The organism is Dactylosporangium siamense (genome assembly GCF_016862795.1).
GTDB lineage: Bacteria > Actinomycetota > Actinomycetes > Mycobacteriales > Micromonosporaceae > Dactylosporangium > Dactylosporangium siamense.
Map to the genome: position 1 here is coordinate 74,475 of NZ_BONQ01000071.1, position 25,161 is coordinate 99,635.

At 71.3% G+C, this 25,161-nt stretch carries 23 protein-coding genes; 16 read left to right on the forward strand and 7 right to left on the reverse strand.

Going from position 1 to position 25,161, the window contains the following annotated elements:
* Positions 1 to 55 precede the first annotated feature (55 nt).
* From clpB to Dsi01nite_RS22775, 8 genes are all read left to right on the forward strand, one after another.
* The gene (clpB, locus tag Dsi01nite_RS22740; RefSeq protein ID WP_203848238.1) at positions 56 to 2,650 is read left to right on the forward strand and encodes an ATP-dependent chaperone ClpB; all 2,595 of its coding nucleotides are present in this window, start codon (positions 56 to 58) and stop codon (positions 2,648 to 2,650) included.
* Between the two features lie 11 nt (positions 2,651 to 2,661).
* Positions 2,662 to 3,030: a hypothetical protein gene (locus Dsi01nite_RS22745; RefSeq protein WP_203848239.1), complete on the forward strand. Its 369-nt coding sequence runs from the start codon at positions 2,662 to 2,664 to the stop codon at positions 3,028 to 3,030.
* A 69-nt stretch (positions 3,031 to 3,099) separates the two neighbouring features.
* Entirely contained in the window at positions 3,100 to 3,753 is a 654-nt protein-coding gene (locus Dsi01nite_RS22750; RefSeq protein ID WP_203848240.1) for a hypothetical protein, read from the forward strand.
* 64 nt (positions 3,754 to 3,817) lie between these two features.
* Positions 3,818 to 4,591: an SDR family NAD(P)-dependent oxidoreductase gene (locus Dsi01nite_RS22755; protein WP_239136100.1), complete on the forward strand. Its 774-nt coding sequence runs from the start codon at positions 3,818 to 3,820 to the stop codon at positions 4,589 to 4,591.
* A gap of 339 nt (positions 4,592 to 4,930) precedes the next feature.
* Positions 4,931 to 5,470, forward strand: coding sequence for an orotate phosphoribosyltransferase (pyrE, locus tag Dsi01nite_RS22760; protein WP_203848242.1), 540 nt, complete (start codon positions 4,931 to 4,933; stop codon positions 5,468 to 5,470).
* A 63-nt stretch (positions 5,471 to 5,533) separates the two neighbouring features.
* Positions 5,534 to 5,914, forward strand: a complete 381-nt coding sequence (locus Dsi01nite_RS22765; RefSeq protein WP_203848243.1) for an ArsR/SmtB family transcription factor — start codon at positions 5,534 to 5,536, stop codon at positions 5,912 to 5,914.
* Between the two features lie 4 nt (positions 5,915 to 5,918).
* Entirely contained in the window at positions 5,919 to 6,557 is a 639-nt protein-coding gene (locus tag Dsi01nite_RS22770; protein ID WP_203848244.1) for a class II aldolase/adducin family protein, read from the forward strand.
* Between the two features lie 109 nt (positions 6,558 to 6,666).
* Positions 6,667 to 8,310 carry a VWA domain-containing protein gene (locus Dsi01nite_RS22775; protein WP_203848245.1) on the forward strand — a complete coding sequence of 548 codons (1,644 nt, stop codon included), beginning with the start codon at positions 6,667 to 6,669 and terminating at the stop codon, positions 8,308 to 8,310.
* A gap of 84 nt (positions 8,311 to 8,394) precedes the next feature.
* Here the strand turns inward: Dsi01nite_RS22775 and Dsi01nite_RS22780 are convergent, their stop codons facing one another.
* From Dsi01nite_RS22780 to Dsi01nite_RS22790, 3 genes are read right to left on the reverse strand one after another with little or no spacing between them, the layout of a single operon-like run.
* Positions 8,395 to 9,141, reverse strand: a complete 747-nt coding sequence (locus Dsi01nite_RS22780) for a DedA family protein (RefSeq protein ID WP_203848246.1) — start codon at positions 9,139 to 9,141, stop codon at positions 8,395 to 8,397.
* Between the two features lie 25 nt (positions 9,142 to 9,166).
* Positions 9,167 to 11,677, reverse strand: a complete 2,511-nt coding sequence (locus Dsi01nite_RS22785) for a polynucleotide kinase-phosphatase (RefSeq protein ID WP_203848247.1) — start codon at positions 11,675 to 11,677, stop codon at positions 9,167 to 9,169.
* Positions 11,674 to 13,032, reverse strand: coding sequence for a 3' terminal RNA ribose 2'-O-methyltransferase Hen1 (locus tag Dsi01nite_RS22790; protein WP_203848248.1), 1,359 nt, complete (start codon positions 13,030 to 13,032; stop codon positions 11,674 to 11,676). The genes Dsi01nite_RS22785 and Dsi01nite_RS22790 overlap by 4 nt, the downstream gene beginning before the upstream one ends.
* Positions 13,033 to 13,097: 65 nt before the next feature.
* Here Dsi01nite_RS22790 and amrS point away from each other — a divergent pair, with 65 nt between their 5' ends.
* The 5 genes from amrS to Dsi01nite_RS22815 all read left to right on the forward strand — a co-directional run bounded on the left by amrS (position 13,098) and on the right by Dsi01nite_RS22815 (position 17,608).
* A complete protein-coding gene (gene amrS, locus Dsi01nite_RS22795) occupies positions 13,098 to 14,162 on the forward strand; it encodes an AmmeMemoRadiSam system radical SAM enzyme (RefSeq protein ID WP_203848249.1) in 1,065 nt (354 codons plus the stop codon).
* A complete protein-coding gene (amrB, locus tag Dsi01nite_RS22800; RefSeq protein ID WP_203848250.1) occupies positions 14,159 to 14,941 on the forward strand; it encodes an AmmeMemoRadiSam system protein B in 783 nt (260 codons plus the stop codon). The genes amrS and amrB overlap by 4 nt, the downstream gene beginning before the upstream one ends.
* A 136-nt stretch (positions 14,942 to 15,077) precedes the next feature.
* Complete coding sequence (locus Dsi01nite_RS22805; protein WP_203848251.1) at positions 15,078 to 15,995, forward strand: phytanoyl-CoA dioxygenase family protein; 918 nt, start codon at positions 15,078 to 15,080, stop codon at positions 15,993 to 15,995.
* Positions 15,996 to 16,052: 57 nt separating this feature from the next.
* Positions 16,053 to 16,556: a SigE family RNA polymerase sigma factor gene (locus Dsi01nite_RS22810; protein WP_203848252.1), complete on the forward strand. Its 504-nt coding sequence runs from the start codon at positions 16,053 to 16,055 to the stop codon at positions 16,554 to 16,556.
* Positions 16,553 to 17,608 carry an LCP family protein gene (locus Dsi01nite_RS22815; protein ID WP_203848253.1) on the forward strand — a complete coding sequence of 352 codons (1,056 nt, stop codon included), beginning with the start codon at positions 16,553 to 16,555 and terminating at the stop codon, positions 17,606 to 17,608. Before Dsi01nite_RS22810 ends, Dsi01nite_RS22815 begins: the two co-directional genes overlap by 4 nt.
* A gap of 10 nt (positions 17,609 to 17,618) precedes the next feature.
* On the opposite strand, the gene Dsi01nite_RS22820 is transcribed toward Dsi01nite_RS22815, so the two are convergent.
* Positions 17,619 to 17,837, reverse strand: a complete 219-nt coding sequence (locus Dsi01nite_RS22820) for an Rv3202a family protein (protein WP_203848254.1) — start codon at positions 17,835 to 17,837, stop codon at positions 17,619 to 17,621.
* A 207-nt stretch (positions 17,838 to 18,044) separates the two neighbouring features.
* On the opposite strand from Dsi01nite_RS22820, the gene fbaA reads away from it, so the two are divergent.
* Positions 18,045 to 19,070, forward strand: coding sequence for a class II fructose-bisphosphate aldolase (gene fbaA, locus Dsi01nite_RS22825; RefSeq protein WP_203848255.1), 1,026 nt, complete (start codon positions 18,045 to 18,047; stop codon positions 19,068 to 19,070).
* Between the two features lie 49 nt (positions 19,071 to 19,119).
* On the opposite strand, the gene Dsi01nite_RS22830 is transcribed toward fbaA, so the two are convergent.
* Entirely contained in the window at positions 19,120 to 20,340 is a 1,221-nt protein-coding gene (locus Dsi01nite_RS22830; protein ID WP_203848256.1) for an LOG family protein, read from the reverse strand.
* A gap of 178 nt (positions 20,341 to 20,518) precedes the next feature.
* Here Dsi01nite_RS22830 and Dsi01nite_RS22835 point away from each other — a divergent pair, with 178 nt between their 5' ends.
* The gene (locus Dsi01nite_RS22835; RefSeq protein WP_203848257.1) at positions 20,519 to 20,935 is read left to right on the forward strand and encodes a DUF3151 domain-containing protein; all 417 of its coding nucleotides are present in this window, start codon (positions 20,519 to 20,521) and stop codon (positions 20,933 to 20,935) included.
* Position 20,936: 1 nt separating this feature from the next.
* Here the strand turns inward: Dsi01nite_RS22835 and Dsi01nite_RS57445 are convergent, their stop codons facing one another.
* Both Dsi01nite_RS57445 and Dsi01nite_RS22845 read right to left on the reverse strand, forming a co-directional pair.
* Entirely contained in the window at positions 20,937 to 22,781 is a 1,845-nt protein-coding gene (locus tag Dsi01nite_RS57445) for a chromosome partitioning protein (protein WP_239136101.1), read from the reverse strand.
* Positions 22,782 to 22,845: 64 nt separating this feature from the next.
* Entirely contained in the window at positions 22,846 to 23,781 is a 936-nt protein-coding gene (locus Dsi01nite_RS22845) for a diacylglycerol kinase family protein (RefSeq protein ID WP_203848258.1), read from the reverse strand.
* A gap of 89 nt (positions 23,782 to 23,870) precedes the next feature.
* Between Dsi01nite_RS22845 and Dsi01nite_RS22850 the strand changes: the two genes are divergently transcribed.
* Positions 23,871 to 25,157 carry an adenylosuccinate synthase gene (locus Dsi01nite_RS22850; protein ID WP_203848259.1) on the forward strand — a complete coding sequence of 429 codons (1,287 nt, stop codon included), beginning with the start codon at positions 23,871 to 23,873 and terminating at the stop codon, positions 25,155 to 25,157.
* Positions 25,158 to 25,161: the final 4 nt, after the last annotated feature.

Genomic DNA, 25,161 nt, shown 5'->3' on the forward strand with positions numbered 1-25,161 from the left:
TCAACCTCGGAACTGTCGTATCTGTTGCACGGGTACGAACCGGAACGAGGAGCCGATGAACGCCGAACGCCTGACCACCAAGAGTCGCGAGGTCATCAAGGCCGCCGTTGACGCGGCGAGCCAGCGCGGACACGCAACCGTCGAACCATGGCACCTGCTGCTGTCGCTGCTGGACACGGGCGGATCGACCGCCGCGGGCCTGCTGCGCGCCGTGGGTGCCAACCCCGCCGAGATCCGCCGCGCCGCGCTGCACGCCGTCGACCGGCTGCCCAGCGCCAAGGGATCCAGCGTCGTGGAGCCCAACGTGGCGCGCGAGTTCGCCAACGCGATCGCGGCCGCGGAGCAGATCGCCCGCCCGCTCGGCGACGAATACACCTCGACCGAGCACCTGCTGGCCGGCCTGGCCCGGGTCGGCGGCGCGGTCGCCACCCGGCTCAAGGACTCCGGGGCCACCGAGCAGACCCTCGTCGCCGCGTTCCCGCAGGTCCGAGGCGGAGACCGGCGGGTCACGACGGCCGATCCCGAGCAGACCTTCCAGGCCCTGGAGAAGTACGGCGTCGACCTCACCCAGGCCGCCCGCGACGGCAAGATCGACCCGGTCATCGGCCGGGACTCCGAGATCCGCCGGGTGATCCAGGTGCTGTCGCGCCGCACCAAGAACAACCCGGTGCTCATCGGTGAGCCCGGGGTCGGCAAGACCGCGATCGTCGAGGGCCTCGCCCAGCGGATCGTGGCCGGCGACGTGCCCGAGTCGCTGCGCGACAAGCGCCTGGTCAGCCTGGACCTGGCGGCGATGGTCGCGGGCGCGCAGTATCGCGGCCAGTTCGAGGAGCGCCTGAAGTCCGTCCTGGAGGAGATCAAGAGCTCCGACGGCCAGGTCATCACCTTCCTCGACGAGCTGCACACCATCGTCGGCGCCGGCAAGGGCGAAGGCTCGATGGACGCCGGCAACATGCTCAAGCCGATGCTGGCCCGCGGCGAGCTGCGGATGGTCGGCGCGACCACGCTGGACGAGTATCGCGAGCACATCGAGAAGGACCCGGCGCTGGAGCGCCGGTTCCAGCCGGTCGTGGTCGGTGAGCCGTCGATCGAGGACACGATCGGCATCCTGCGCGGGCTCAAGGAGCGCTACGAGGTGCACCACGGCGTGCGGATCACCGACGCGGCCCTGGTCGCGGCGGCGACGCTGTCCGACCGGTACATCGCCGACCGCTTCCTGCCGGACAAGGCGATCGACCTGGTCGACGAGTCGGCGTCCCGGCTGCGGATGGAGATCGACTCACGGCCGGTCGAGGTGGACGAGGTCGAGCGGATCGTGCGCCGGCTGGAGATCGAGGAGATGGCGCTGGCGAAGGAGCCCGACGCCGCCTCCGCTGAGCGGCTGCAGCGGTTGCGGGCCGAGCTGGCCGACCGCCGCGAGCACCTGACCGCGCTGACCGAGCGCTGGCAGAACGAGAAGCAGCACATCTCCGCGGTCTCCACGATCAAGGAGCAGCTGGAGCAGCTGCGCGGCGAGGCCGACCGGGCCGAGCGCGACCTCGACCTGGCCAAGGCCTCCGAGCTGCGCTACGGGCGGATTCGCGACCTGGAGCAGGAGCAGCGCACGGCCGAGGTGGAGCTGGAGGAGCTGCAGTCCGCCGGGTCGATGCTGAAGGAGGAGGTCTCCGCCGACGACATCGCCGCGGTGGTCGCCTCCTGGACCGGGATCCCCGCCGGCCGCCTGATGGAGGGCGAGACGGCGAAGCTGCTGCGGATGGAGGAGTCGCTGCGCAGCCGGGTCGTCGGGCAGGAGGCCGCGGTGCAGGCCGTCTCCGACGCGGTGCGCCGCGCCCGCGCCGGGATCGCCGACCCCGACCGCCCGACGGGCAGCTTCCTGTTCCTCGGCCCGACCGGTGTCGGCAAGACCGAGCTGGCCAAGGCCCTCGCGGAGTTCCTCTTCGACGACGAGCGCGCTATGGTACGCATCGACATGAGTGAGTATGGCGAGAAGCACACGGTCGCCCGGCTCGTCGGCGCGCCGCCCGGATACGTGGGCTACGAAGAGGGCGGCCAGCTCACCGAGGCGGTCCGCCGCCGCCCCTATTCGGTGGTGCTGCTCGACGAGGTCGAGAAGGCCCACCCCGACGTGTTCGACGTGCTGCTCGCGGTGCTCGACGACGGCCGGCTCACCGACGGGCAGGGCCGCACGGTCGACTTCCGCAACGCCATCCTCATCCTGACCTCCAACCTGGGCTCCGAGGTGCTCGCCGACGATCCGACGCTGACCAGCGAGCAGCGGCGCGACGCCGTGGTCGCCTCGGTGCGGCAGCACTTCAAGCCGGAGTTCGTCAACCGGCTCGACGACATGGTCGTGTTCGACGCGCTGTCGCCCGCCGACCTGCGGGCGATCGTCGACATCCAGCTGCATGCCCTGGCCCGTCGCCTGGCGGACCGGCGGCTGGTATTGGAGGTCACCGATCCGGCACGTGACTGGCTCGCCAGTCTTGGGTATGACTCGGTGTATGGCGCCCGCCCCCTGCGGCGCCTGGTGCAGACCTCCATCGGCGACCAGCTCGCCAAGGCGTTGCTGGCCGGCACGATCCGCGACGGCGACCGCGTCGTCGTGGACCTGGCGGACGAGAAGAAGGCGCTCACGGTCAGCGCCGGATAAGGACGAGGGCGATGCTGTGGAAGAAGAACGGTGCGTTCGATGAGGAACTGCGCCAACTCGCCGACGCCGACACGCTGGCGTTCGGCGGGGTCGGCATCGCCGGCACGCTCCTGCCGGCCACCAAGGCCTATTTCGCGGTCGAGGAGGGTCTGCGCCAGCACGGCGCCGAGCTGAGGCCCAAGCTGGAGGCGCTCCTCGACCGCGCCAAACCCGCCGGCCGGCTCTATGCGGCCGAGCTGCTCACCCACGTCGACGCCGAGGCGGGCCGGGCCGCCTGGCAGCGCCTCGCCCGGCAGGATGCCGAGGTCACGACGTTCAGCGGCTGCATGATGGGCACCACCACGCTCACCCGATATGCGCAAGATCGTCTCAACACCTGAGGACTGTAGCTGCGGGAACGGCGCCACATCGATACGGTTGATCCTCAAGGTTTCCTGGGAGGAGATCCGATGGCATTCGCCGACCCAGCGTCTGGGCCGCGCGCCCGACCGTCCACCGTCAACCTGGCCGTCTACCTGCTCTACGCCGCGGCCGGCATCGAACTTATCAACATCATCATTTCACTGGCCTACGCCGGGGCCCTCACCGACGGCGCGAAGAAGGCCGTCGCCGGCACCTCGCAAGAGGGCGCAGGTCTGGGCCAGGGCGCGACCGGCACCATCACGGTCATCGTCGGCGTGCTCATCATCGTGCTGCTGGGCCTGCTGGCGGTCTACGTCGGCAAGGGCAAGCAGGTCGCCCGGATCCTCACCTGGGTCCTCGGTGGCATCGCGGCGTGCTGCACCGTCGCCGCGTTCGGCTCCAGCGTCCTGGTCAAGAGCTCGTGGGAGACGCTCCGCAAGGACGACCCGAAGCTTCCGACCTGGGATCAGTACAACGAGCTGCTCTACTCCGAGGTGCCGGGCTGGTATCAGCCGGTCACCACGATCCTGGGCGTGCTGCTGATCCTGGCGATCCTGGGCGCGATCGTGGCGCTGGCGCTGCCGCCGTCGCACCCGTACTTCCGCAAGGTCGAGGCGCAGTGGGAGCCGCCGGCGCCGGGCGCGGGCGGCGACCCGAACTGGCCGCCGGCGGGCGGCCCGAACCAGCCGCCAACGATGTGAACCAGTTGCACTGAACGACGCAGGGCCCCGGGCAACCGGGGCCCTGCCGCGTATGGTGCCGGGCATGACCGACCAGCCAGTCGCACTCGTCACCGGCGCTACCGCGGGCATCGGGGCCGCGTTCGCCCGCGAGCTCTCCGCCCAGGGCTACGACCTGGTGCTGGTGGCCCGCGACCAGGCCCGCCTCGAGGCGATGGCGGCCGAGCTGGGCGGCGCCGAGGTGCTGCCCGCGGACCTGTCGACGCCGGAGGGCTGCGACCTGGTCGCGGCCCGGCTGGCCACCGCCGTGGACCTGCTGGTCAACAACGCCGGGATGAGCCTCAACACGCCGTTCCCCCGCTCCACCGTGGAGCGGGAGGAGCTCCTGCTGCGACTCAACGTCAACGCGGTCATGCGGCTCACGCTCGCGGCCCTGCCCGCCATGTCTGCCCGCGGCAGGGGAGGCATCATCAACGTGTCGTCCGTGACCGGGTTCGCCGCCATGATGCCCGGCTCCACGTATCCGGCCACCAAGGCCTGGGTGACCAACTTCAGCGAGTCGACCGGGCTGCTGGTCCGCTCGACCGGGGTCCGCGTGATGGCGCTGTGCCCCGGGTTCACGCGCACCGAGTTTCACGAGCGGGCCGGCATCGACGCGTCCAAGACCCCGTCGTGGCTGTGGCTGGACGCCGGCCGCGTGGTGCGCGACGGCCTGCGCGATCTGAAGAAGGGCAAGCTGGTCAGCGTGCCCGACTGGAAGTACAAGATGGTGGTCTTCGGGGTGCGGCACGCGCCGCAGGCGCTGGTGCGGCGGGTCGCCAGGAACACCAGGACCCGCATCGGCCGCGGTGATCATTGAGTAGGACGAGCATCGAACATGATTGAGGTCACGGGGTCGCCGAACGGTTGGAAATCGACGGCGAAGGGCTGAGTCCTTGCGCAGCCGACCCTGCATCCAGGCATTTGCGCAGGTCAGGGCCTATGTGACAGGTCGGCCGAGGGGTACAGATTCGGCGAAACCAACGCGAATCTCCCTCATGTGTGCTTCGTTGACCCATGTCACCGTCACCCCTCGCGTCACTCGTGGTGATCGCTGCGATCACCTTCGTATTCCTCCTCGTCCCCTTGACGGACCTATATTTCTGCAAGAGTGCGGGTCATCGATTCGCTCGGGAGATTTAGCGCGTACGCTTCGGTCATGACCGACCGTGACGACCTGCTGAAACTCGTGCTCGACCTGGCTGTGGTCCGAGGGCAAGTCACGCTGTCGTCCGGACAACTAGCCGACTGGTACGTGGACCTACGTCGCTTGACGTTGCACCATGCTGGTGCACCGCTCGTCGGCCGGGTGCTGCTCGATCTGGTCGCCGACTGGGATTTCGACGCTGTGGGAGGGCTGACCCTCGGCGCCGATCCGGTGGCCACCGCGATGTTGCACGCTGCCGCCGCACGGGGGACGGGTCGCAAGCTCGACGCGTTCGTCGTGCGGAAGAGTGACAAGGCTCACGGTCTGCAGCGACGGGTCGAAGGACCCGACGTCAAAGGCCGGCGGGTGTTGGCGGTCGAAGACACCTCCACGACAGGAGGAAGCGTTCTGACTGCCGTAGAGGCGTTGCGCGAGGCCGGCGCTGAAGTTGTCGGTGTCGCGGTTATCGTCGACCGTGGGGCGGAAAAGGCGGTCCGCGCCGCGGGGCTGAGCTATCGCTCAGCATTTTCGTTGGCCGACCTCGGCCAATAGGGCTGAAAAATTGTCGATTCGGACCTGCGTATATGCAGGCGGGTCGATGGTGTTGGTGGAAGGATGGAATACGTGGGAACTGCGCTGGCTGAGATGACCCTGCCCCAGATCTCGCCGCTTGCTGGCGAGCCGATTGACCGCGCCGATGCCGAGCGTCTTGCCGGCGTCCTGAAGGCACTTGCCGACCCTGCCCGACTCCGGCTCCTGAGCCTGATCCAGTCGGCGCCGGACGGCGAGGCGTGTGTGTGTGACCTGACGGCCCCGCTCGGGCTCTCGCAGCCCACGGTGAGCCACCACCTGCGAATCCTGACCGAGGCTGGGCTGCTGGAGCGCGAGAAGCGGGGTGTCTGGGCGTTCTACCGCCTGGTGCCCGCCGCCATCGGCACCATCGCCGACCTTCTGACGCCGCCGCGCAAGCGGGCGACCAAGAAGGCTCCTCGGTAGGGCCTTGCTGCATCGGCCCGACGATCTGCGCGACCAGCTTGCCCTCCTGGGGCAGGCGGTCGTGCAGGCTGGGCTCGTCGTGGGCTCGGGCGGCAACCTGTCCGCCCGAGCACCCGGCTCCGATGAGTGCTGGGTGACAGCCGCCGGCACCTGGCTCGACGGACTCTCCCGGGACTCGTTTGTTCGGGTCCGAATCAGCGATGGCGCGGTGCTTGACACAACGGCCGCGCCATCTTCTGAAATCGGGCTCCACCTCGCGACCTACCGCGTCCGGCCCGACGCGAACGCGATCGTGCACCTGCACCCACAGACGGTGCTCCTGCTCGACGCCATCGGCGAGCCCGTCCGGCTCGTCACCACCGACCATGCCTTCTACCTGCGGCAGGTCGTGACCACGCCGTTCAGCCCGCCCGGCGATGCCCGGGTCGGTGAACTCGCCGCGGCCGCGTGCGCCGGCGGCGTCAACTGCGTGATCCTCTCCCATCACGGCTGCTCCGTGATCGCCGACTCGGTCGAGCTCGCACACAAACGCGCCTTCTATCTCGAAGAGGCGGCGCAGCTGACTTACCGAGCGTTAACCCTGGGTCGCACGCTGCAGCCGGTGCCGACCGACTGGCTCGACCGCCCCGCCGCAACCGCTTGACCTGCGCCTACACTCGTCCGATCGCGCGGACGATGGCGTCCGATCGCGCGGACGAAGGGCAGGGTGAGGGCACGTGGCGCAACGCCGGGGACGCTCGCTACGGGCACCGTTGGCAATCGTCGGAGTGCTGGGCCTGATCGGCGGGACAGTCGTCGCCGTGCGTGCCGTGGCCGGTGGTGACGGCGACTGCGCCGGCGGCGTCAAGCTCGTCGTGGCGGCCGCGCCGGACATCGCGCCCGCCGTCCGCGACGCCGCCGCCCGCTGGAGCGCCACCAAGCCTCAGGTCAGCGGCGACTGCGTCCAGGTGCAGGTGCGCGCCGCCGAGCCGGCCGACGTCGCCAACCAGCTCGCCGCGCGGGCCGGCGGCGCGATCAACGTGGCCGCCACCGTCCTGCCCTCGCCCGCCGACGCCGACGTGCCGACCGTCTGGATCCCCGACTCGACCGCGTGGATCGTGCGGATGCAGGCGGTCAGCCGGCAGGCGTTCGAGCCCGACGCCACGTCCGTCGCCGCCAGCCCGGTCGCCCTGGCCGTGCCCGACCAGCTCGCCGCCGCCCTCAACGCGAATGCCGGCACGGCCGGCGCACCGCAGATCGCCGCGCTGCTCGCCAAGGTCGCCGGCAAGCAGGCCCAGCTCGCCGCGATCGACCCCCGCCGCAGCACCGCCGGCCTCGCCGGCGCCGGCCTGCTCTACGACTCGATCGTCACCGAGCCCAAGAAGCTCGTCGACGTGGTCAAGGCCTACCGGTCCATCGCGGTCGCGGCGGACCAGGCCGCCCTGAACAAGAGCACCGGCCCCGCCCAGGTCGCGCCGATGAGCGAGCAGGCGGTCATCGCCTACAACGCCACCGGGCCGGCCGTGCCGCTCACCGTGCTTCCGATCGATCCGGCGGTGACGCTCGATTACCCGTACGCCACGATCAGCGGCAAACCGAGGGCCAACCTTGAAGCGGCCGGCCTGTTCCGCGCCGCCCTCACGGCGGACGGCAACCGGGACCTGTTCGCGAAGCTGGGCTTCCGCGCCGCCGACGGTTCGACCAGCGCGGGCTACCCGGCCGGGCGGGGCGCCGGCACCGCCCCGGTCACGGTCAAGCCCCTCGCCGAAGCGCAGAAGATCAACGACATCCTCGGGTACTGGAACGCCACCACCGCACCGTCCCGGGTCCTGACACTGGTCGACGTCACCTCCTCGATGAACCGTCCGATGGCCGGCGCCGGCTCGCCCGCGCGCCTGCAGGTGCTGCGCAAGACGGCCACCGACGGGCTCGGCCTCTTCACCGACGACAGCGAGCTCGGCCTGTGGGCCTACGCGTCCGGCCTGCCCGGCGGGAAGGACTACCAGGAGGTCGTCCCCCTCAACCCGCTCAGCCAGGGGCAGCGGGCCAGGCTGACCGGGGCCGTCGCCGGGGCGAAGGCGGTCGGGACGGACGTCTGCGGCCTGTACGAGACGGTGCTGGCGGCGTACAAGACGCTGAAAGAGGGCTACAAGGAGGGCCGCTCGAACACCGTCGTCGTCTTCACCGACGGCTCCAACTCCAAGCCCGGGATGAGCCTGGAGACACTGAAGTTGGAGCTGGAGCGGGCGACCGACCCGACCCGGCCGGTGCGCGTGGTGCTGCTGGGCGTCGGGCCCGACGTGCGGCAGCAGGAGCTGGCCGAGATCGCCGCCGCCACCGGTGGCCGGTCGTTCGTGGTCACCGACCCCGAGCAGATCGGCAACATCTTCCTGCAGGCCCTGATCCGGACCAGCTGAGGCAGGCCGTCACCAACCCGGACCGGCTGAGGACGTGAAAAGACCCGGCCGCCAGGGGCGGCCGGGTCCGATGTCGAAACGAGGTCAGTCGGCGGCGCGGTGGGCGCCGGCGCGGCCGTCCTCGGCCGCCACGGGGGCCAGCCCCTTGTTCCGGCGCCGCTCGCGCCAGCCGCGGAAGATCTCGATGAAGATCGGCATCGCCGAGATCAGCACGATCAGCAGGACCGCGGGCAGCAGGTACGTGTCGATCTTCTCCGGCGGGATCAGGTCGCTGATCTGCTTGGCCAGAGCCCAGCCGGCGAGCAGGATGCCGTCGGTCCACAGGATGCCGCCGACCACGTTCCACAGGAAGAACTGCTTGGCCGACATGCCGATGGTGCCGGCCACCGGGTTCAGGAAGGTGCGGACGATCGGGATGAACCGGGCGAGCACCACGGCCTTCGCCGGGCCGAACTTCACGAAGTAGTACTCGGCCTTCTCGACGTACTCCTTCTTGAAGAGCTTCGAGTTGGGCCGGTCGAACATCCGGCGGCCATACCGGGCACCGAGGTAGTGACCCAGCTGCGCACCGGCGATCGCACACAGTGGCGCGCCGATGAGCAGCTGAGTCAGGCTCAGCTTCGTGCCGAGCAGCTCCTGCGCGACGGATGACGCTCCGACACCGGCCAGGAACAGCAGGGAGTCACCGGGGAAGAAGAAGCCCACGAGCAGGCCCGTCTCCACGAACATGATGATCCAGACGCCGATCACACCGAACGTGTTCAGCAGGCCCTTCGCGTCGAGCGGGTTGAAGGCGAGCAGCTCGCCGACGGCGCGAGTCTTTTCTTCCATGGCGACCTAGGGTACGTGAGCCCGGCTACAAACGGGGATCGACCGGCTCGCTTTCACAGGCCAGAAGGGCGAATACCAGCTGATGCACAGCTCGCCCGGAGCCGCTGGCGGCGAGCAGGTCCAGCGCGGCGAGGCCCAGCCCGTGCTCACGGAGCGCGAGGTTGCGCTTGCGCTGCAGCCCACGGCCCCGCAACTGGTCCAGCCGGGAGAGGTAGTCCGGGCCGTAGATGATCCGCAGGTAGTCCCGGCCGCGGCACTTCAGCGCCGGCTGGACCCGTGGGCCGGCGTCGACCGCCGGCTTGAGCACCATGCCCTCCCCGCCGGCACCGGTCAGCTCCAGCCACCACCGCACCGCCGACGCGACATCCGAGGGGGACGCCGGGTCGACCACCAGCCGCCGGGTCGTGGCGAACAGCGACGGATCGGCGGTGACCAGCCGGTCCACCAGCGCCAGGTGCCACTCGTGGTCCTGGCGCAGATACGAGGCGCCGTCGGCGGCCAGCACGTGGAACGGCGCCAGCCGCAGCCCGTCGAGGCCGTCGGTCGGCCAGCAGTACCGCCGGTACACATCGGTGAACGCCTCGATCGACGACACGCGGCCGGCGAACCGGGCCGCGAGCGAGGCCACGTCGATGCCTCGCTGCAAAGCCGCCGACAGCACCGAATGGGCGGCCGGCAGCGCGGCACCGGCGGCCGCGGCGACGCTCGCGTACTGCTCCCGGATCAGCGGTTCGGCCTTCGCGGACCACGGCAGCAGCTCCGCGTCCAGGAGCAGCCAGTCGGTGCCGAGCTCATCCCACAGCCCAGCCGCGTCCGCCGCCGCCCGGACCCGATCCAGGATCGACGTCTCAAGCGACAGGTCGGCGAAGAACGGCCGGCCCGTCCGGGTGTAGATCACCCCTGCGGCCTCGAGGCCGAACCGCCGCAGACCCGCCGCAGCGGACCGGCACACGACCAGGACCGCCCGCGATCCCATGTGCTTCTCCTCGCACACCACGCGCGGCACGCCGGCCGCGGCGTAGTCGGCGAGCGCCTCGACCGGGTGCTCCAGGTAGCCCTCGACCTTCGACGTCGACGCGGGCGCCATCGTCGGCGGCAACCACACCAGCCAGCGGGGGTCGACCGCGAACCGGCTCATGACCTCCAGCGCCGCCGCGGCGTTCTCGGCCGCGACCGTCACCCGCCCCGCGGGGGTGACCAGGCTCCGCCGACCGATGACGTCGGCGAGGTCGAGTCCTCGTTCCTGCGGAGTCGCTACGACCAGAGGCCGCACCGGCTCGTAATGCGCCCGGATGGCCGGCACCGAGACCAGCTCACGGGACGGATACCGCAGCGCGGTCAGCGAGCCGCCGAACACGCAGCCCGTGTCGACGCAGATCGTGTTGTTGACCCACTCCGCCGTCGGGGTGGGGGTGTGCCCGTAGACGACCGTGGCCGCGCCCTTGTACTCCTCCGCCCATGGGTAGCGCACCGGCAGCCCGAACTCGTCGGTCTCGCCGGTCGTGTCGCCGTACAGCGCGAACGAGCGCACCCGGCCGGACGCCCGCCCGTGGTAGGCCTCCTTGAGCCCGGCGTGCGCGACGACCAGCCGCCCGCCGTCCAGCACGTAGTGGCTGATCAGCCCGTCCAGGAAGGCGGGCACCGCCTCGACCAGGGAAGGGTCGGCCGCGTCGAGCTGGTCCAGGGTCTCCTGCAGGCCGTGCGCGACCCGCACCGTGCCACCGCGCAGCTTGCGCAGCAGCTTCGCCTCGTGGTTGCCCGACACGCACAGCGCGTGCCCGGCCGCGACCATGCCCATTACCAGGCGCAGCACGCCGGGGGAGTCGGGGCCGCGGTCGACCAGGTCACCGACGAACACCGCGGTGCGGCCGTCCGGGTGATGCGCGTCGACGGGCCGTCCGGCCGCGTCCCGCGAGAGCAGGTAGCCGAGCCGGTCCAGCAGCAGCTCCAGCTCCTCGCGGCAGCCGTGCACGTCACCGATGACGTCGAACGGGCCGGTCAGGTCCTTCTTGTCGTTGTAGAGCTTCTGATACGCCACGACCGCCGACGAGACCTCGGCCACGTCCCGCAGGACGTGCACCTGGCGGAAACCCTCCCGGCCGAGCGACCTGAGCGAGCGGCGCAGGTCGCGGTGCTGGCGGGACAGGACCGGCCGGCCGAAGTCGCGGTCGGGGCGCAGCTCGGTGCGCGCCCAGCACTCGCTCTCCGGCACGTCCAGGACGATCGCGACGGGCAGCACGTCGTGCGCCCGGGCCAGGTCGACCAGGGCCTTGCGCGCGTGCGCCTGCACGTTGGTCGCGTCGACGACGGTGAGCCGGCCGGCCCGCAGCCGCTTGCCGGCGATGTAGTGCAGCGCGTCGAACGCCTCCGCCGACGCGGACTGGTCGTTCTCGTCGTCGGCGACCAGCGCGCGGAACGCGTCGGAGGACAGGACCTGCGTCGGGGCGAACTGCCGCCGGGCGAAGGTCGACTTGCCGGAGCCGGAGATGCCGACCAGCGCCACCAGGCAGAGGTCCGGGATCGTCACCGTGGTCACTTCTTGAACACCGCCATCTGGGTGGATGTGCCGACTTCCGGGTCTTCCTCGCCGATGCCGTGCCGCGTCACGGTGTAGCCGTACCGCGCCGCCACCTCGTCGCACCAGGCGCCGAACTGCGCCCGGTCCCACTCGAAGCGGTGGTCGTGATGGCGCAGCCGGCCGTGCTCGTGCAGGCCCGGATAGCGGACGTTGTATTCGACGTTGGGGGTGGTCACGACGACGGTCGCCGGCGCCGCGTGGCCGAAGACGCTCGCCGCGACGGCGGGCAGCCGCGGCGGGTCGACGTGCTCGATGACCTCCATGAGGACCGCCGCGTCGAAGCCGCGCAGCCGGTCGTCGCGGTAGGTCAGCGCGGTCTGCAACAGCCGGATCCGGGCCTGCTGCCGCTCGGGGAGCCGGTCCAGCCGCAGCCGGCGGGCCGCCATGTCCAGTGCCACGGTGGAGACGTCGGCGCCCACGATCTCGGTGAAGCGCCGGTCCCGCATCAGCTCGGCGAGCAGCGCGCCGGGGCCGCAGCCGAGGTCCAGGACGCGGCCCGCGCCGGCCTCGGCCAGCTGCCGGACGACCGCGGTGCGCCGCAGGGCGGCCAGTGACTCGGGCCGGGGTGCGGGCTCGATGACGGAGTCGGTGTCGACCGCCTCCGAGAGCCGGGACAGGGCCTCGTTCGTCAGCGACGTGCGGTGCGCGAGGTACCGCCGGGCGATGACCGCCTTCTCCGGATGCTCGGCCAGCCAACCGGTCCCCGCCCGCAGCAGCTTCTCCACCTCGTCGGAGGACACCCAGTAGTGCTTCGCGTCGTCGAGGACCGGCAGCAGCACGTAGACGTGGTTGAGCGCGTCCGCCAGCCGCAGGGTCCCGCGCAGCGTCAGGTCGACGTACCGGCTGGCACCCCACTCGGGATGCGCCGCGTCCAGCGGGATGGGGGTCGCCTCGACGGTCCAGCCGAGCGGCCCGAAGAACGCCGCCGCGTCGCCCTTGCACCGCAGCGCCGGGATCCGCAGCTCGAGGGGGATCGGCCCGGCGGCGAGCGCCGGCCGGTCGCGGGAGTCGCCGCGCAGCGCGGTGCGCAGCACCCGGCCCAGCGCCGCGGCCAGCAGGCTCGACGCGGCGTACGGCCGGTCGTTGACGTGCTGCCGCAGCGTGAAGGTGTCCGGCTGCTTCGAGGTCCGCGCCGCACCCGGATCCGCTTCCAGCAGGAGCGCCGCGGTGCAGCGGTCGGCGGTCGCCTCCGGATAGAAGACATGCGCCGTGCCGCCGCTGACCTCGAACGACTGCAGCCGGTCGGGATGCTTCACGAGCAGGTAACCGAGGTCGGTCGCCGGACGGTGGGTGGTGGTGATGGTGAGCAGCACGCCGTCATGGTCGCGTCCGGATTATCGGTGGGTCAGGCGGTTTTGCCCGGCGTACAGTCGGCTGTATGGCGACGGTGCCGACCGTGCACTGGCACCGGTTGGCTGACGGCCGGGTGCAGTGTGACGTCTGCCCGAGGGCCTGCCGGCTGCACGAGGGCCAGCGCGGTTTCTGCTTCGTCCGCGAGCGCGAGGGCGACGAGATCGTCCTCACCACGTATGGCCGCTCCTCCGGGTTCTGCGTCGACCCGGTCGAGAAGAAGCCGCTCAACCACTTCCTGCCCGGCTCGCCGGTGCTGTCGTTCGGCACCGCCGGCTGCAACCTCGGCTGCCGCTTCTGCCAGAACTGGGACATCTCCAAGAGCCGCGAGATCGACACCCTCGCCGCGGCGGCCGGCCCGGAGCAGCTCGCCGAGACCGCGAAACGGCTCGGCTGCCGGTCGGTCGCGTTCACCTACAACGACCCGGTCATCTTCATGGAATACGCGATGGACGTCGCCGACGCCTGCCGCGCGGTCGGGATCAAGGCGGTCGCGGTGTCCGCCGGCTACATGAACCCCGCGCCGCGCGAGGAGTTCTACCGGCACATCGACGCCGCGAACATCGACCTCAAGGCCTTCAGCGAGAAGTTCTACGAGAAGGTGACGTTCGCCCGCCTCGACGCCGTCCTGTCCACCTTGGACTACCTGCGCGGCACGGACGTGTGGCTGGAGATCACGACGCTGCTCATCCCGGGCCAGAACGACGGCGACGACGAGCTGCACCGCCAGTGCGACTGGCTGCTGGAGCACCTCGGCACCGACGTCCCGCTGCACTTCTCCGCGTTCCACCCCGACTTCAAGATGCGCGACATCCCGCGGACGCCACCGGAGACGCTGTCCCGGGCCCGGCGGATCGCGCTGGACGCCGGCCTGCGGTATGTCTACACCGGCAACGTCCACGACCCGGACGGCCAGACCACGCGCTGCCCGGGCTGCGCCGCGCCGGTCGTCGTCCGCGACTGGTACGACCTGCGCGCCTACCACCTGACCGACGACGGCCACTGCGTCCACTGTGGAGCGCAGCTGCCCGGCGTGTTCGACGGCCCGGCCGGTGACTGGGGCCGCCGGCGGCTGCCGGTGGCGCTCTCATGACGCGCCCGGCGGCGGTCGCGGGCACGTTCTACCCGGCGGACCGCGACGAGCTCGCCACGCTGATCGACACGCTGCTCGACGGCGCCCCAGCGCCTCCGCCGGCCACCACGGCGGCGGCCTATGTCGTGCCGCACGCCGGCTACCGCTGGTCCGGCCCCACCGCCGCGCACGTGTACCGCGAGCTGCGCGACCGGGCCGAGCCCTGCGAACGGGCCGTGGTGCTCGGCCCCGCCCACCACGTCCCGCTGCGCGGCGCCGCCGTGCCCACCACGAAGGCCTGGGCCAGCCCGCTCGGCCCGATCGACATCGACCTGGACGGCGCCCAGCTGCTCGTCGACCGGGGGCTCGCCGTCGCCGACGACGGGCCGCACGCGCCGGAGCACTCCATCGAGGTGCAGGTGCCGCTGCTGCTGGCCGTACACATCCGGAAAATGCTGCCGATCCTGGTCGGGCCGGGCGATCCGGCGGCGACCGCCACGCTGCTCGACGCGGTCGCCGGACCCGGCACGGTGGTGTTGTGCAGCACCGACCTGTCGCACTACCTCGACGAGGCACAGGCCCGGCGGCGTGACGCCGCGACCGCCGCGGCCATCGGCGAGCTGGCCCCGGAGCGGATCGGCGACGGCGACGCCTGCGGCCGGCACGCGCTGCGAGGGCTGCTCGCCTGGGCCCGGCACCGGGCACCGCGGGTGGAGCGGCTCGCCCTCGACACGTCCGCGGACACCGGCGGGCCGAAGGACAGGGTCGTCGGCTATCCGGCGTTCCGTATCTCTCTCTAGACGGCCGTGGCGGGTTCGACCGTTGCACGCGGAATGTCCAGAAATTGCGACACGAACGGTCGACCACGGTCGTGGAGGCGGATCACGTCTGGTGCGGTGAGGGCGCCTGCGCACGGCGCCGGAACTGGAGACGGGGATGTCAGCGATTGCGGCAGCGCCGGACAACGGCACCGCGACCTGGACGCCGATGACCCGCGAGCAGCGCGAACAGTTCGACGCGGACGGCTACCTGGTGCTCAAGGGCGTGCTCGGCCCGGACGAGGTGCGCCACTACGCGTCGGTGCTCGAGACCGCGCACCAGCAGCACCCGCGCGCCGCCGACGGCTCACTGCACCTGCTCAGCCCGGTCACGAACTACCCGGACCTGGTCGACCTGATCGACCACCCGGCGACGTTTCCGCTGGTGTGGTCGATCCTCGGGTGGAACGTGCACATCTACCACTCGCACCTCGACGTGCACCCGCCGCTGGCCGCGCCGAAGCCGAACTGGTGGCACTGGCACCAGGACGGCGGACGGCAGAACCGCGAGCTGGAGACCGACCCGCGGCCCCGGCTGTCGGTGAAGCTCGCCTACTGGCTGTCCGACGTCTCGGCGCCCGGCCGGGGCAACCTGACCCTGGTCCCCGGCAGCCACCGCACCAACTGGCTGCCCGGCCCGCCGACCCGCGACGTGCCGTGGCCGACGCCGGACGGCGCGCGGCAGGTCGCCGTCGACGCCGGTGACGTCGTGTTCTTCGACCGGCGGATCTGGCACGCGCGGTCGGACAACCTCTCCGAGATCACGCGCAAGTGCGTGTTTCTGGGGTACACGTATCGCTGGATCGCGATCCGCGACGACGTCGCCGGCCTGCCGGACCGACCCTGGTGGTCCGGGCTCAACCCGGTCCAGCAGCAGCTGCTCGGCGGCGTCGGCACCATCGGCGGCGGGCACGGCCACGACAACGGCACCGACGGCGACCACCACTGGGGTCACTACCCGCAGACCACGCCGCTGTACGAGGCGCTGCGCGACCGCGGACTGTTGGATCCCAATCACCCACCGTTGATTCCCTGAGCGTCGCAACAGTTCCCTCCCTTGACTCGTCATTAGGGTCAGGGGAGGGGGTCTGGGTTGACGTTCGAGGAGTTCGTCGAGGCGCGGTTGCAGGCGCTGCTGCGCTATGCGGTCATGCTCACCGGAGATCCGCACACCGCACAGGATCTCGTGCAGGAGACGATGATCCGGGCGCAGGTGAAGTGGCGCCGGATCGCCGCCGCCAGCGTGCCCGAGCACTACGTCAAGCGCATGCTCACCAATGCCTACATCGACCTGCATCGCGGCTCATGGCTGCGTCGGGTGGTGCTGCGGGCCGAACTCCCGGACCAGCTCGGCCCACCGCCGGTCGCCGACCACGCCGAGGTGTCCGCGGATCGCGACCAGATGTGGCTCTGGCTCGCCCGGCTGCCCAGGCGGCAACGGGCCGCATTGGTGCTCCGGTACTACGAGAGCCTCAGCGACGTGGAGATCGCCGAGGTCCTCGACTGCGCGATCGGCACGGTCCGCTCACTGATCTCCCGGGCCCTCGTGACGCTCCGCGCGGAGGTCGTCCCGGAGCTGATCGGCGACGTCCGATGAGCAGCGCACCCGAGCCTTCGGCGTTCTCGGCCGCGCTGTCCGCCGCGTTCGCCCGCCACGAACAGGATGTGCCCGTCGCCGCGGCACTGCGGCCGGCGATCGCCGCCGGGGTCCGCAAGCGCCGGACCCGCCGCCGCTGGACGCTGTCCGGCGCGGTCGCCTTCGTGCTGGCGCTCGCCGGCTCCATGCCGCTGGCGCTGCCGGACCGGGTGGTGCCGCCGGTCCACACCGAGTCGCTGCTGGCGGCGGGCAGCCCCGACGTCGGCAACTTCCTGCTGCTCGGCACCGACCGGCGGCCGGAGGCGGCGGGCGACACCGTGCGTGCCGACGCGATCCTGGTGCTGCACGTCGACGCCGACACCCGCACCGTGTATCAGCTGTCGATCCCCCGTGACCTGCTCGTCGAGGTGCCCGGCTTCGGCACGCAGCAGGTCGGGACCGCGTTCGTCTTCGGGGGATACGAGCTGACCTCCCGCATCGTGGGCAACCTCCTCGGCGTCCAGATCGACGGTGGCGCGGTCGTCGACTTCGCCGGCATGCAGCGGGTCACCGAGGCCGTCGGCGGCGTCGACCTGTGCGTCGATCAGCAGACCGTCTCCATCCACCTCGGCTACGACCAGTCGACCGAGGGTGTGGTGCCGCTGCGGTCCGGGATGCAGCCCGTGATCTACGAGCCGGGCTGCCGGCACTTCGCCGGCTGGCAGGCCCTGGACTACGTCCGGCAGCGCCAGTCGCTCGCCAACGGCGTCGAGGACCGCGACGCGCACGTGCGGCAGTACCTCGCCGCCCTGGCCCGGCAGCTCGCCGATCCGGTGAAGCTCGCCAAGGCGCTGCCGGTCGCGGGAAGCGCCATCGACCTGCACCTCGATGACATGTCACTGCCGATGCTGGCCGGGATGCTGGCCGGCTTCGACCACTCGCGGGTGCCCGGGCTGAAACTGCCGGTCGGCCACGACCGCACGCTCCTGCCTTCCGGGGACGGCCTGGTGGGCGCGCTCCACGACGGGACCGTGCCGGCCTGGGCCGCGGCCCACCCGCAGTACGTGGGCTGAGGCGCCCCGGTCAGCGGTACTCGTCGTCGATCGCCACCTCGCGGTCCTGTTCGACCGCGTCGTATTCGTTCGCATCCCACGGGTGGGTGCGGTTGACCACCTGCCCGAGGTCCTGCGGGTTGGCTGGGAGTGCCTGCTCCGCGGCGTCGGCGGGAGAGGCTTCCGGGTCACGCACGTCGGGGTCGAGCCGGTCGTCGAACGTCAGCAGATCCTCGTCGGGCTGAGTCATACGGGTCCTCCCTCAGGTCTCTCCCACCGTACGACCGAATCGGCCGTAACGCTGCTGAGCCGGGCAATTCACCTCGTGCCCACCCTCCCGCCGTACACGTGCCGCGAGCGCTGCGAGATACTCCGTTGCAGGACAGCGCGGTCCTCGACGAGCCGCGCACGCCCGGCTCCAAACACCGCACGATCCAAACAGCCAAGGAGCGCCGTCATGCCCATCGCCTCTCCCGATGTCTACGCCGAGATGCTCGATCGCGCCAAGGCCGGCGCGTTCGCCTACCCGGCGATCAACGTGTCGTCGTCGCAGACGCTGAACGCGGCGCTGCGCGGCTTCGCCGAGGCCGAGAGCGACGGCATCATCCAGGTCTCCACCGGCGGTGCCGAGTACCTCTCGGGCCCGACCGTGAAGGACATGGTGACCGGCTCGGCCGCCTTCGCCGCGTTCGCCCGCGAGGTCGCGAAGAAGTACTCGATCAACGTGGCCCTGCACACCGACCACTGCCCGAAGAACAACCTCGAGAAGTTCGTCCGGCCGCTGCTCGCCATCTCGGCGGAGCGCGTCGCCAAGGGCGAGGAGCCGCTGTTCCAGTCCCACATGTGGGACGGCTCGGCCGTGCCGCTGGGTGAGAACCTGCAGATCGCCGAGGAGCTGCTGGCCCTCACCGCCGCCGCCAAGATCGTGCTGGAGATCGAGGTCGGCGTCGTCGGCGGCGAAGAGGACGGCGTCGTCGGCGCGATCGACGAGAAGCTCTACACCACCGTCGAGGACGGCCTGGCCATGGTCGACGCCCTCGGACTGGGCGAGAAGGGCCGCTACATGGCCGCCCTGACCTTCGGCAACGTGCACGGTGTCTACAAGCCGGGCAACGTGAAGCTGCGACCCGAGATCCTCAAGACCATCCAGGACGCGGTCGCCGCCAAGTACGGCAAGGACAAGCCGCTGTCCCTCGTCTTCCACGGCGGCTCCGGCTCGCTGCTCGAGGAGATCCGCGAGGCCCTCGACTACGGCGTGGTCAAGATGAACATCGACACCGACACGCAGTACGCGTTCACCCGCCCCGTCGCGGCCCACATGTTCAACAACTACGACGGTGTGCTGAAGATCGACGGCGAGGTCGGCAACAAGAAGGCCTACGACCCGCGCGCCTGGGGCAAGGCGGGCGAGGCCGGCCTGGCCGCGCGCGTCGTCGAGGCCTGCGAGCACCTCCGCTCGACCGGCACCACGCTGTCCAAGTAGTTCCGTCGGAAAAGGCCCGGCTCATGGAGCCGGGCCTTTTCCGTCTGCCTCAGGCGGTCAGCAGCTCGGCGGCCTCGGCCACGTCGTCGGTGATGTGCAGCAGCTCGCGCAGGTCGCCGAGCGGGGATGCGGCCAGCAGCGGCTCCAGCAGGCCACGGATCGGCAGGCGCTCGGTCCAGTGCTGGACCCCGAGGAACACGAACGGGCCGCTCCCGCCGTCGGTGGCGTAGAACGTCTTCGTCGCGGCCTGGAAGATCTCCTGGACCGTGCCCGCCATGCCCGGCGCGAAGACGATCCCGCCCCGCGACAGGCGCAGGATCGTGTCCTCGCGGATGGCGTTGGAGAAGTACTTCGCGATCTTCGCGGCGAAGAGGTTGGCCGGCTCGTGGCCATACAGCCAGGTCGGGATCGCCAGGCCACCCCGCCGGGCCCAGGTCACCGGGTCGACCGCGACCTGGTCGGCGGGCTCGACCGAGTCCGGGGTCGGCGGGACCGGCCGGGCGAACGCGGCACGGACGTCCAGCGCCGCCCGCGTGAACGGGTCGTGGTCGTGGAAGTCGGGCGCCACCGACAGCCGGTCGATCGCGTCGGTGAGGACGTCCAGCGGCCGGTCGGCGAGGAACGCGCCCAGGTTGGCCGCCTCCATCACGCCCGGGCCGCCCCCGGTCACGACCAGGCGGTCGGCGCGGGCCAGCCGCCAGGCCAGCTCGGCGGCGTTGCGGTAGTCGGGTGCGCCGCGCGGCACGGCGTGGCCGCCCATGATGCCGATCGCGGCGGCCGGTCCCCGGGCGCCGATCCAGCCGGCGGTCACGTTGGCCAGCGCGTTGTCGATGCCGGAGTCGTGCATCCGTTGCACTATCGCCTCACGGATCTCCGGCGTGGCTCCCCCGGTCGAGCGGAAGTGCTCATAGACCAGCGTGTCGAACATGCCGGCGAACCCGTCGGAGTCGAACCCGGCGGAGAGGTCGTCCGGCACGTACAGCTGCGACGGGTGCGTCGGATAGGGCACGCCGGCGAACTCGGGGACCACCACGGCCCGGCGCAGCAACAGGTCGACAACCGCGTCCAGGGCCGCGAAGTGACACCCGATGAACAGGGTGTCCTGCACGTCCACGGCGGACAGGTCGACGGTGGACAGGTCGAGGCCCTGCACGATCTTGGTGGCCAGCGAACCGGTGCGCAGATGGAACAGCAGCTCCTCCGGCGACTCGATCTCGTCCGGCGAGTGATCGTGCAGCGCTACCACGTCTGGCGGGGGCGGTGTGGGCACCCAGTCATCTTGCCAGCCGGAGGAAAGGGCGATGACCCGACCATGAAGATCGGGCCATCGCGTAACCGGGTCCTGGGGAGGCTCCGGACTTCCCTTTCTAGTACCTGCATGAACCGGGCACACCCCCCGGTCGCGGGACGTACCCTCCACCGTTCAGCCAACCTGGTTGAATGGCTGCATGCAGAACCTGCTGCCACAGCCATCACCGACGTTGCTTCCCGCCGAGCCCGAGGCCGCCGCGAAGCTCGCCGCCGCCGCCGGTTCCGAGAAGGACGTCAAGGATGTCGCCGCGGCCCATCCTTCGTTCAGCGCCGCCTGGGCCGAGCTCGCCGAGATCGCCCTCGCCGACGGCGAGCCGGTGACGGCCTATGCCTATGCCCGCACCGGCTACCACCGGGGCCTCGACCAGCTGCGCCGCAGCGGCTGGCGCGGCGCCGGTCCCGTGCCGTGGTCGCACGAGCCCAACCGTGGCTTCCTGCGGGCCCTGAGCGCGCTCGGCCTGGCCGCCGAGTCGATCGGGGAGTTCGAGGAGGCCGAGCGCTGCGCCCAGTTCCTCAACGACAGCGACCCGGCCGCCACGGCCGCCCTCCGCTGACTCAGAGTCCTTCCGAGATGGCCGCGGCGACCTTCAACCAGGCGTCGCGGCTCGCGGACGACAGTCCCGCGTAGCGGATCGGCTCGCCCGAGTCGATGACGCGTTCGTAGGGCGCCAGCAGCACCGTCCTGGTCCGCGCCGCGAAGTGCTGGGTGATCGCCGGGACGTCGAGGTGCCGGCGGCTCGGTGGCATCGACACCACGGTCACCGCCTGCCGGACCAGCCGCTGCCGGCCGTGCTGCTCCAGGTGGTCCAGCATCCTCGACGCCGTCTCCGCGGAGTCGTTGCGGGCCGACATCGTCACCACCAGCTGGTCCGTCGCGTCGATCGCGGCCTGCCAGTTCTCCGCGCGGACGTTGTTGCCGGTGTCGACCACGATCAGCTTGTAGAACCGGCTGACCACGTCCCGGATCTCCCCGAACGACAGCGCCGTGAGCATCTCGCCGGCCGTCGCGGACTCGTCGCTGGCGAGCACGTCGAACATGCCCTCGCCCTGCGCCCGCACGTACTGCGACAGGTCACCGACCCGGCCCTGCGCGCCCTTGAAATGGTTCAGGTCCCGCAGCAGGTCGCGCACCGTGCGGGAGTGGAAGTCCTGCTGCGCGCGCATGCCGAGGGTGCCCTGGGTCTCGTTGTTGTCCCAGGCCAGCACGTATCCGCCGCGCTTCTGCCCGAACGTCATCGCCAGCAGCAGCACCGCGACGGTCTTGCCGGCGCCGCCCTTCGGGTTGACCACGGTCACCTGCCGCAGGCCGCCGAAGTTGCGCCGCACGAGGTCGACGTCGAGCCGGTACTCCTGCTCCCGCCGCCCCGGGCCGAACGACAGCATGCCGAACGTGCCCTTGGACACCGCGCCACGCACGCCACGCGCGGCGCTCGGGTCGGCCGGCCGGTTCTGCCGGCGCCGGGCGAACTCCTCCGCGGTCGGCGTGCTGCCGTCCGACCAGGTCAACTCCGGCAGTGTCTCGGCCGGCGGCACCCCGGGCACCGGCGGGCCGGGCGCACCGGGATAGGTCGGATAGGCCGGCTGCGCGGGCTGGACCGGCGGCGGGAAGTATCCGGTCGTCGGCGCCGGTCCGGGGTACGCCGGTGGCGTCGGGTGCGCGGGCGGTGCCGCGTGCGTCGGCGGCGCCGGCTGCGCGGAGTACGGCGGGTACGCGGACGGCGGACCGTAGGTGTTCGGCGCGGCGTGCGGGGGTGCCGGCGGTGGCGGCAGTGTGGGCGGCGCCGGCTGCGGGGGGTGCATGACCGGCGGCCGGGGCACGGGCACACCGTTGGTCGGCGGCGCGGCCGCCCCGGGCAGGGAGGTCCCGTCCCGATCGGGCCCGCCCGGGACGGGAACGGCCGCGGCACCGGCGACCGGGACGGCGGTCGAGCCGGAGAGCGGCACCGCAGCAGCGGTCCCGGAGGCCGGCGATCGGACCGGGGCGCCGGACACCGGCACGTGCGGGACCGGCTGGCCGTGCTGGATCCCGCCGCCGTGCTGGTCGCCATACGCCGGCGGTGACTCGAGCCACGGCCCGGGAGGTCCGACGTCACCGTGGGGTTGCTGCGCCGCCGGTGGGCCGGACCAGACGAGACCGGGCCGGCCGGGCGGCTGCGACCACGGCGAGCCGACATGCTCGGCCCCATCCACCGGCGGGTCACCCGGCAGGTCGGGGCCGGTGGCGTCGGGCGGGCCGGCGACGGCGCCCGCGTTGGTCGGCGGGCCGGTGGTCGGCTCCTGGACGTGCAGGACCTCGGTGCCGTCGGCGTTGTTCGCGGACTGCGCCGGGCCCGCGCTGACGGGCCGTTCGGTGCGCCGCCCCGAGATGATCTCGTCCGGCGGCCAGAGTGCGTCGCTCACAGTTGGTCCCCTCCCGCTGCTCCCCACCGTATGCGAGTCCGCACAGTATGCGTAGGCGGCGCCATCAGGGCACGTGGACAGCCCAAGCGGCGCGTTCCATCCACCAGGACCGCTTCCTGGTGAGGGTGCCCTCGGCGCCGTCGTCGATGAAGGGGACATCGGTGCGGGGCGTGATCGCGACCGCGCGGCCGTGCGCGCGCCGGACCTCGATCTCGACCCGGGGGCGGCGGAACAGCGACCGGGAGGCCCGCGGCACCGCGACGGCCACGTCCAGGACACCGTCGCTCATGTCGGGGGACAGCACGAGCGGCAGGCCGTCGACGGTCGCATACCGCGAGGCGTTGGCGACCACGGACATGAGGACGGGCTCGGTGCCGTCGGCGAGGACGGCGTCGTCGACCTCCACCCGGGCCAGGAACGTGCTGGCCGAGCCGCTCGCGTCGACCCCGCCGACCAGCACGCCGTCGAGGGTGACCGAGCCGGCGTCGTTGCGGAGCAGGTCGAGGCGGCGGACGTTGCCGCCGAGGACGGCCGCGGCGACGTCGGCCGGGCTGCGGGGCAGGCCGAGCCGGGTGACGAGGTCGGTCGAGTCGGGGCCCAGCGGCAGGACACCGATCGGTGGCAGGTCCGGCAGGGTCCGGTCGTCCGGGATCGTCCCCTCGGCGAGCGACCGCTTGCTGGGCGCCGGCGCGTACATCCTGACCAGGCGCCGCATGACCGCCCGGAGCTGCCCGTCGGCGGCGGTGGCCACGATCAGCCGCACGTCGGGCAGGGCCTTCAGCGCGGCGTCGATCTCGGCGTCCGTGTGCGCGACGACGGTCTCGACCTGAGCGCTTGCGGTGCGAAGCGCGTCGCGACAGGCAAGAATGGGAGTACGCGTGCCGCACGCGCGCGGAGACGAATCGGCAAGGGACGCCTCACTGGGCTGCGCAGCGAGGTGCCCGTTTTCGCAGGCACAGGACGTGCCTTCGCCGAGCGCGAGCACCACCACGTCGACCACCGTTGTCAACCTGCCTTTCACGCGGTTGTTAGCCTGGCACCCCGGGCGACCCGCTGGGGCGCCCGACCCTTTGGAGAGGGCAACAGACGATGCCAGCGATCGTGCTCATCGGCGCACAGTGGGGCGACGAGGGCAAGGGCAAGGTTACCGACATGATTGGCGGCGACGTCGACTACGTCGTGCGCTATTCCGGCGGCAATAACGCGGGTCACACCGTGGTGACGCCGGATGGACAGAAGTTCGCGCTGCACCTCATGCCGTCGGGGGCCCTGTGGCCCAACGCGGCGATCGTGATCGGCAACGGGGTCGTGATCGACCCGAAGGTCCTGCTGATCGAGATCGACGGGCTGGCCGAGCGCGGCGTCGATGTGTCCCGCCTGATGATATCGGGTGACGCACACCTCATCATGCCGCATCACCGGGCCCTGGACCGGGTCGTCGAGCGCTACCTGGGCTCGTCGCGGATCGGCACGACCGGCCGCGGCATCGGTCCCGCTTATGGCGACAAGGTCGCCCGCATGGGCATCCGGGTCCAGGACCTGCTCGACCCGGGCATCCTGCGCAAGAAGCTCGAGATCGTGCTGCGCGAGCGCAACCAGGTCCTCTTCAAGGTGTACAACCGCAAGGAGATCGACGTCGACGCGACGGTCGAGGAGTACCTCACCTACGCGGAGCGCCTGCGGCCCTACATCACCGACACCCGTCAGGTGCTGTGGAAGGGCCTGGAGGAGGGCCGCACGGTCCTGCTCGAGGGCGCCCAGGCGACGATGCTCGACATGGACCACGGCACGTATCCGTTCGTGACCTCGTCCAACCCGACCGCCGGCGGCGCCTGCGTCGGTGCGGGCGTGCCGCCGACCGCGATCACCCAGGTGATCGGCGTGACCAAGGCATACACCACCCGCGTCGGCTCGGGCCCGTTCCCGACGGAGCTGTTCGACGACTTCGGCGTGCACCTGCGCAAGGTCGGCCGGGAGTACGGCACCACGACCGGCCGCGAGCGGCGCACCGGCTGGTACGACGCGGTCGTCGCCAAATACGCCACCAGGCTCAACGGCATCACGGACCTGGTCGTCACCAAGCTCGACGTGCTCTCCGGCCTGGAGACGGTGCCGATCTGCGTGGCGTACGAGGTCGACGGCAAGCGCACCGACGAGATGCCGATGACGCAGACCGAGTTCCACCACGCGACCCCGATCTACGAGGAGCTTCCCGGCTGGTGGGAGGACATCTCGAAGGCGCGGGCGTTCGGTGACCTGCCGGCCAACGCGCAGCGCTACATCGAGCGGATCGAGGAACTCGCGGGCACCCGCGTGTCGATCGTCGGGGTGGGCCCTGGCCGGGACGAGAACGTGGTCCGTCACAGCCTGCTTTAATCTG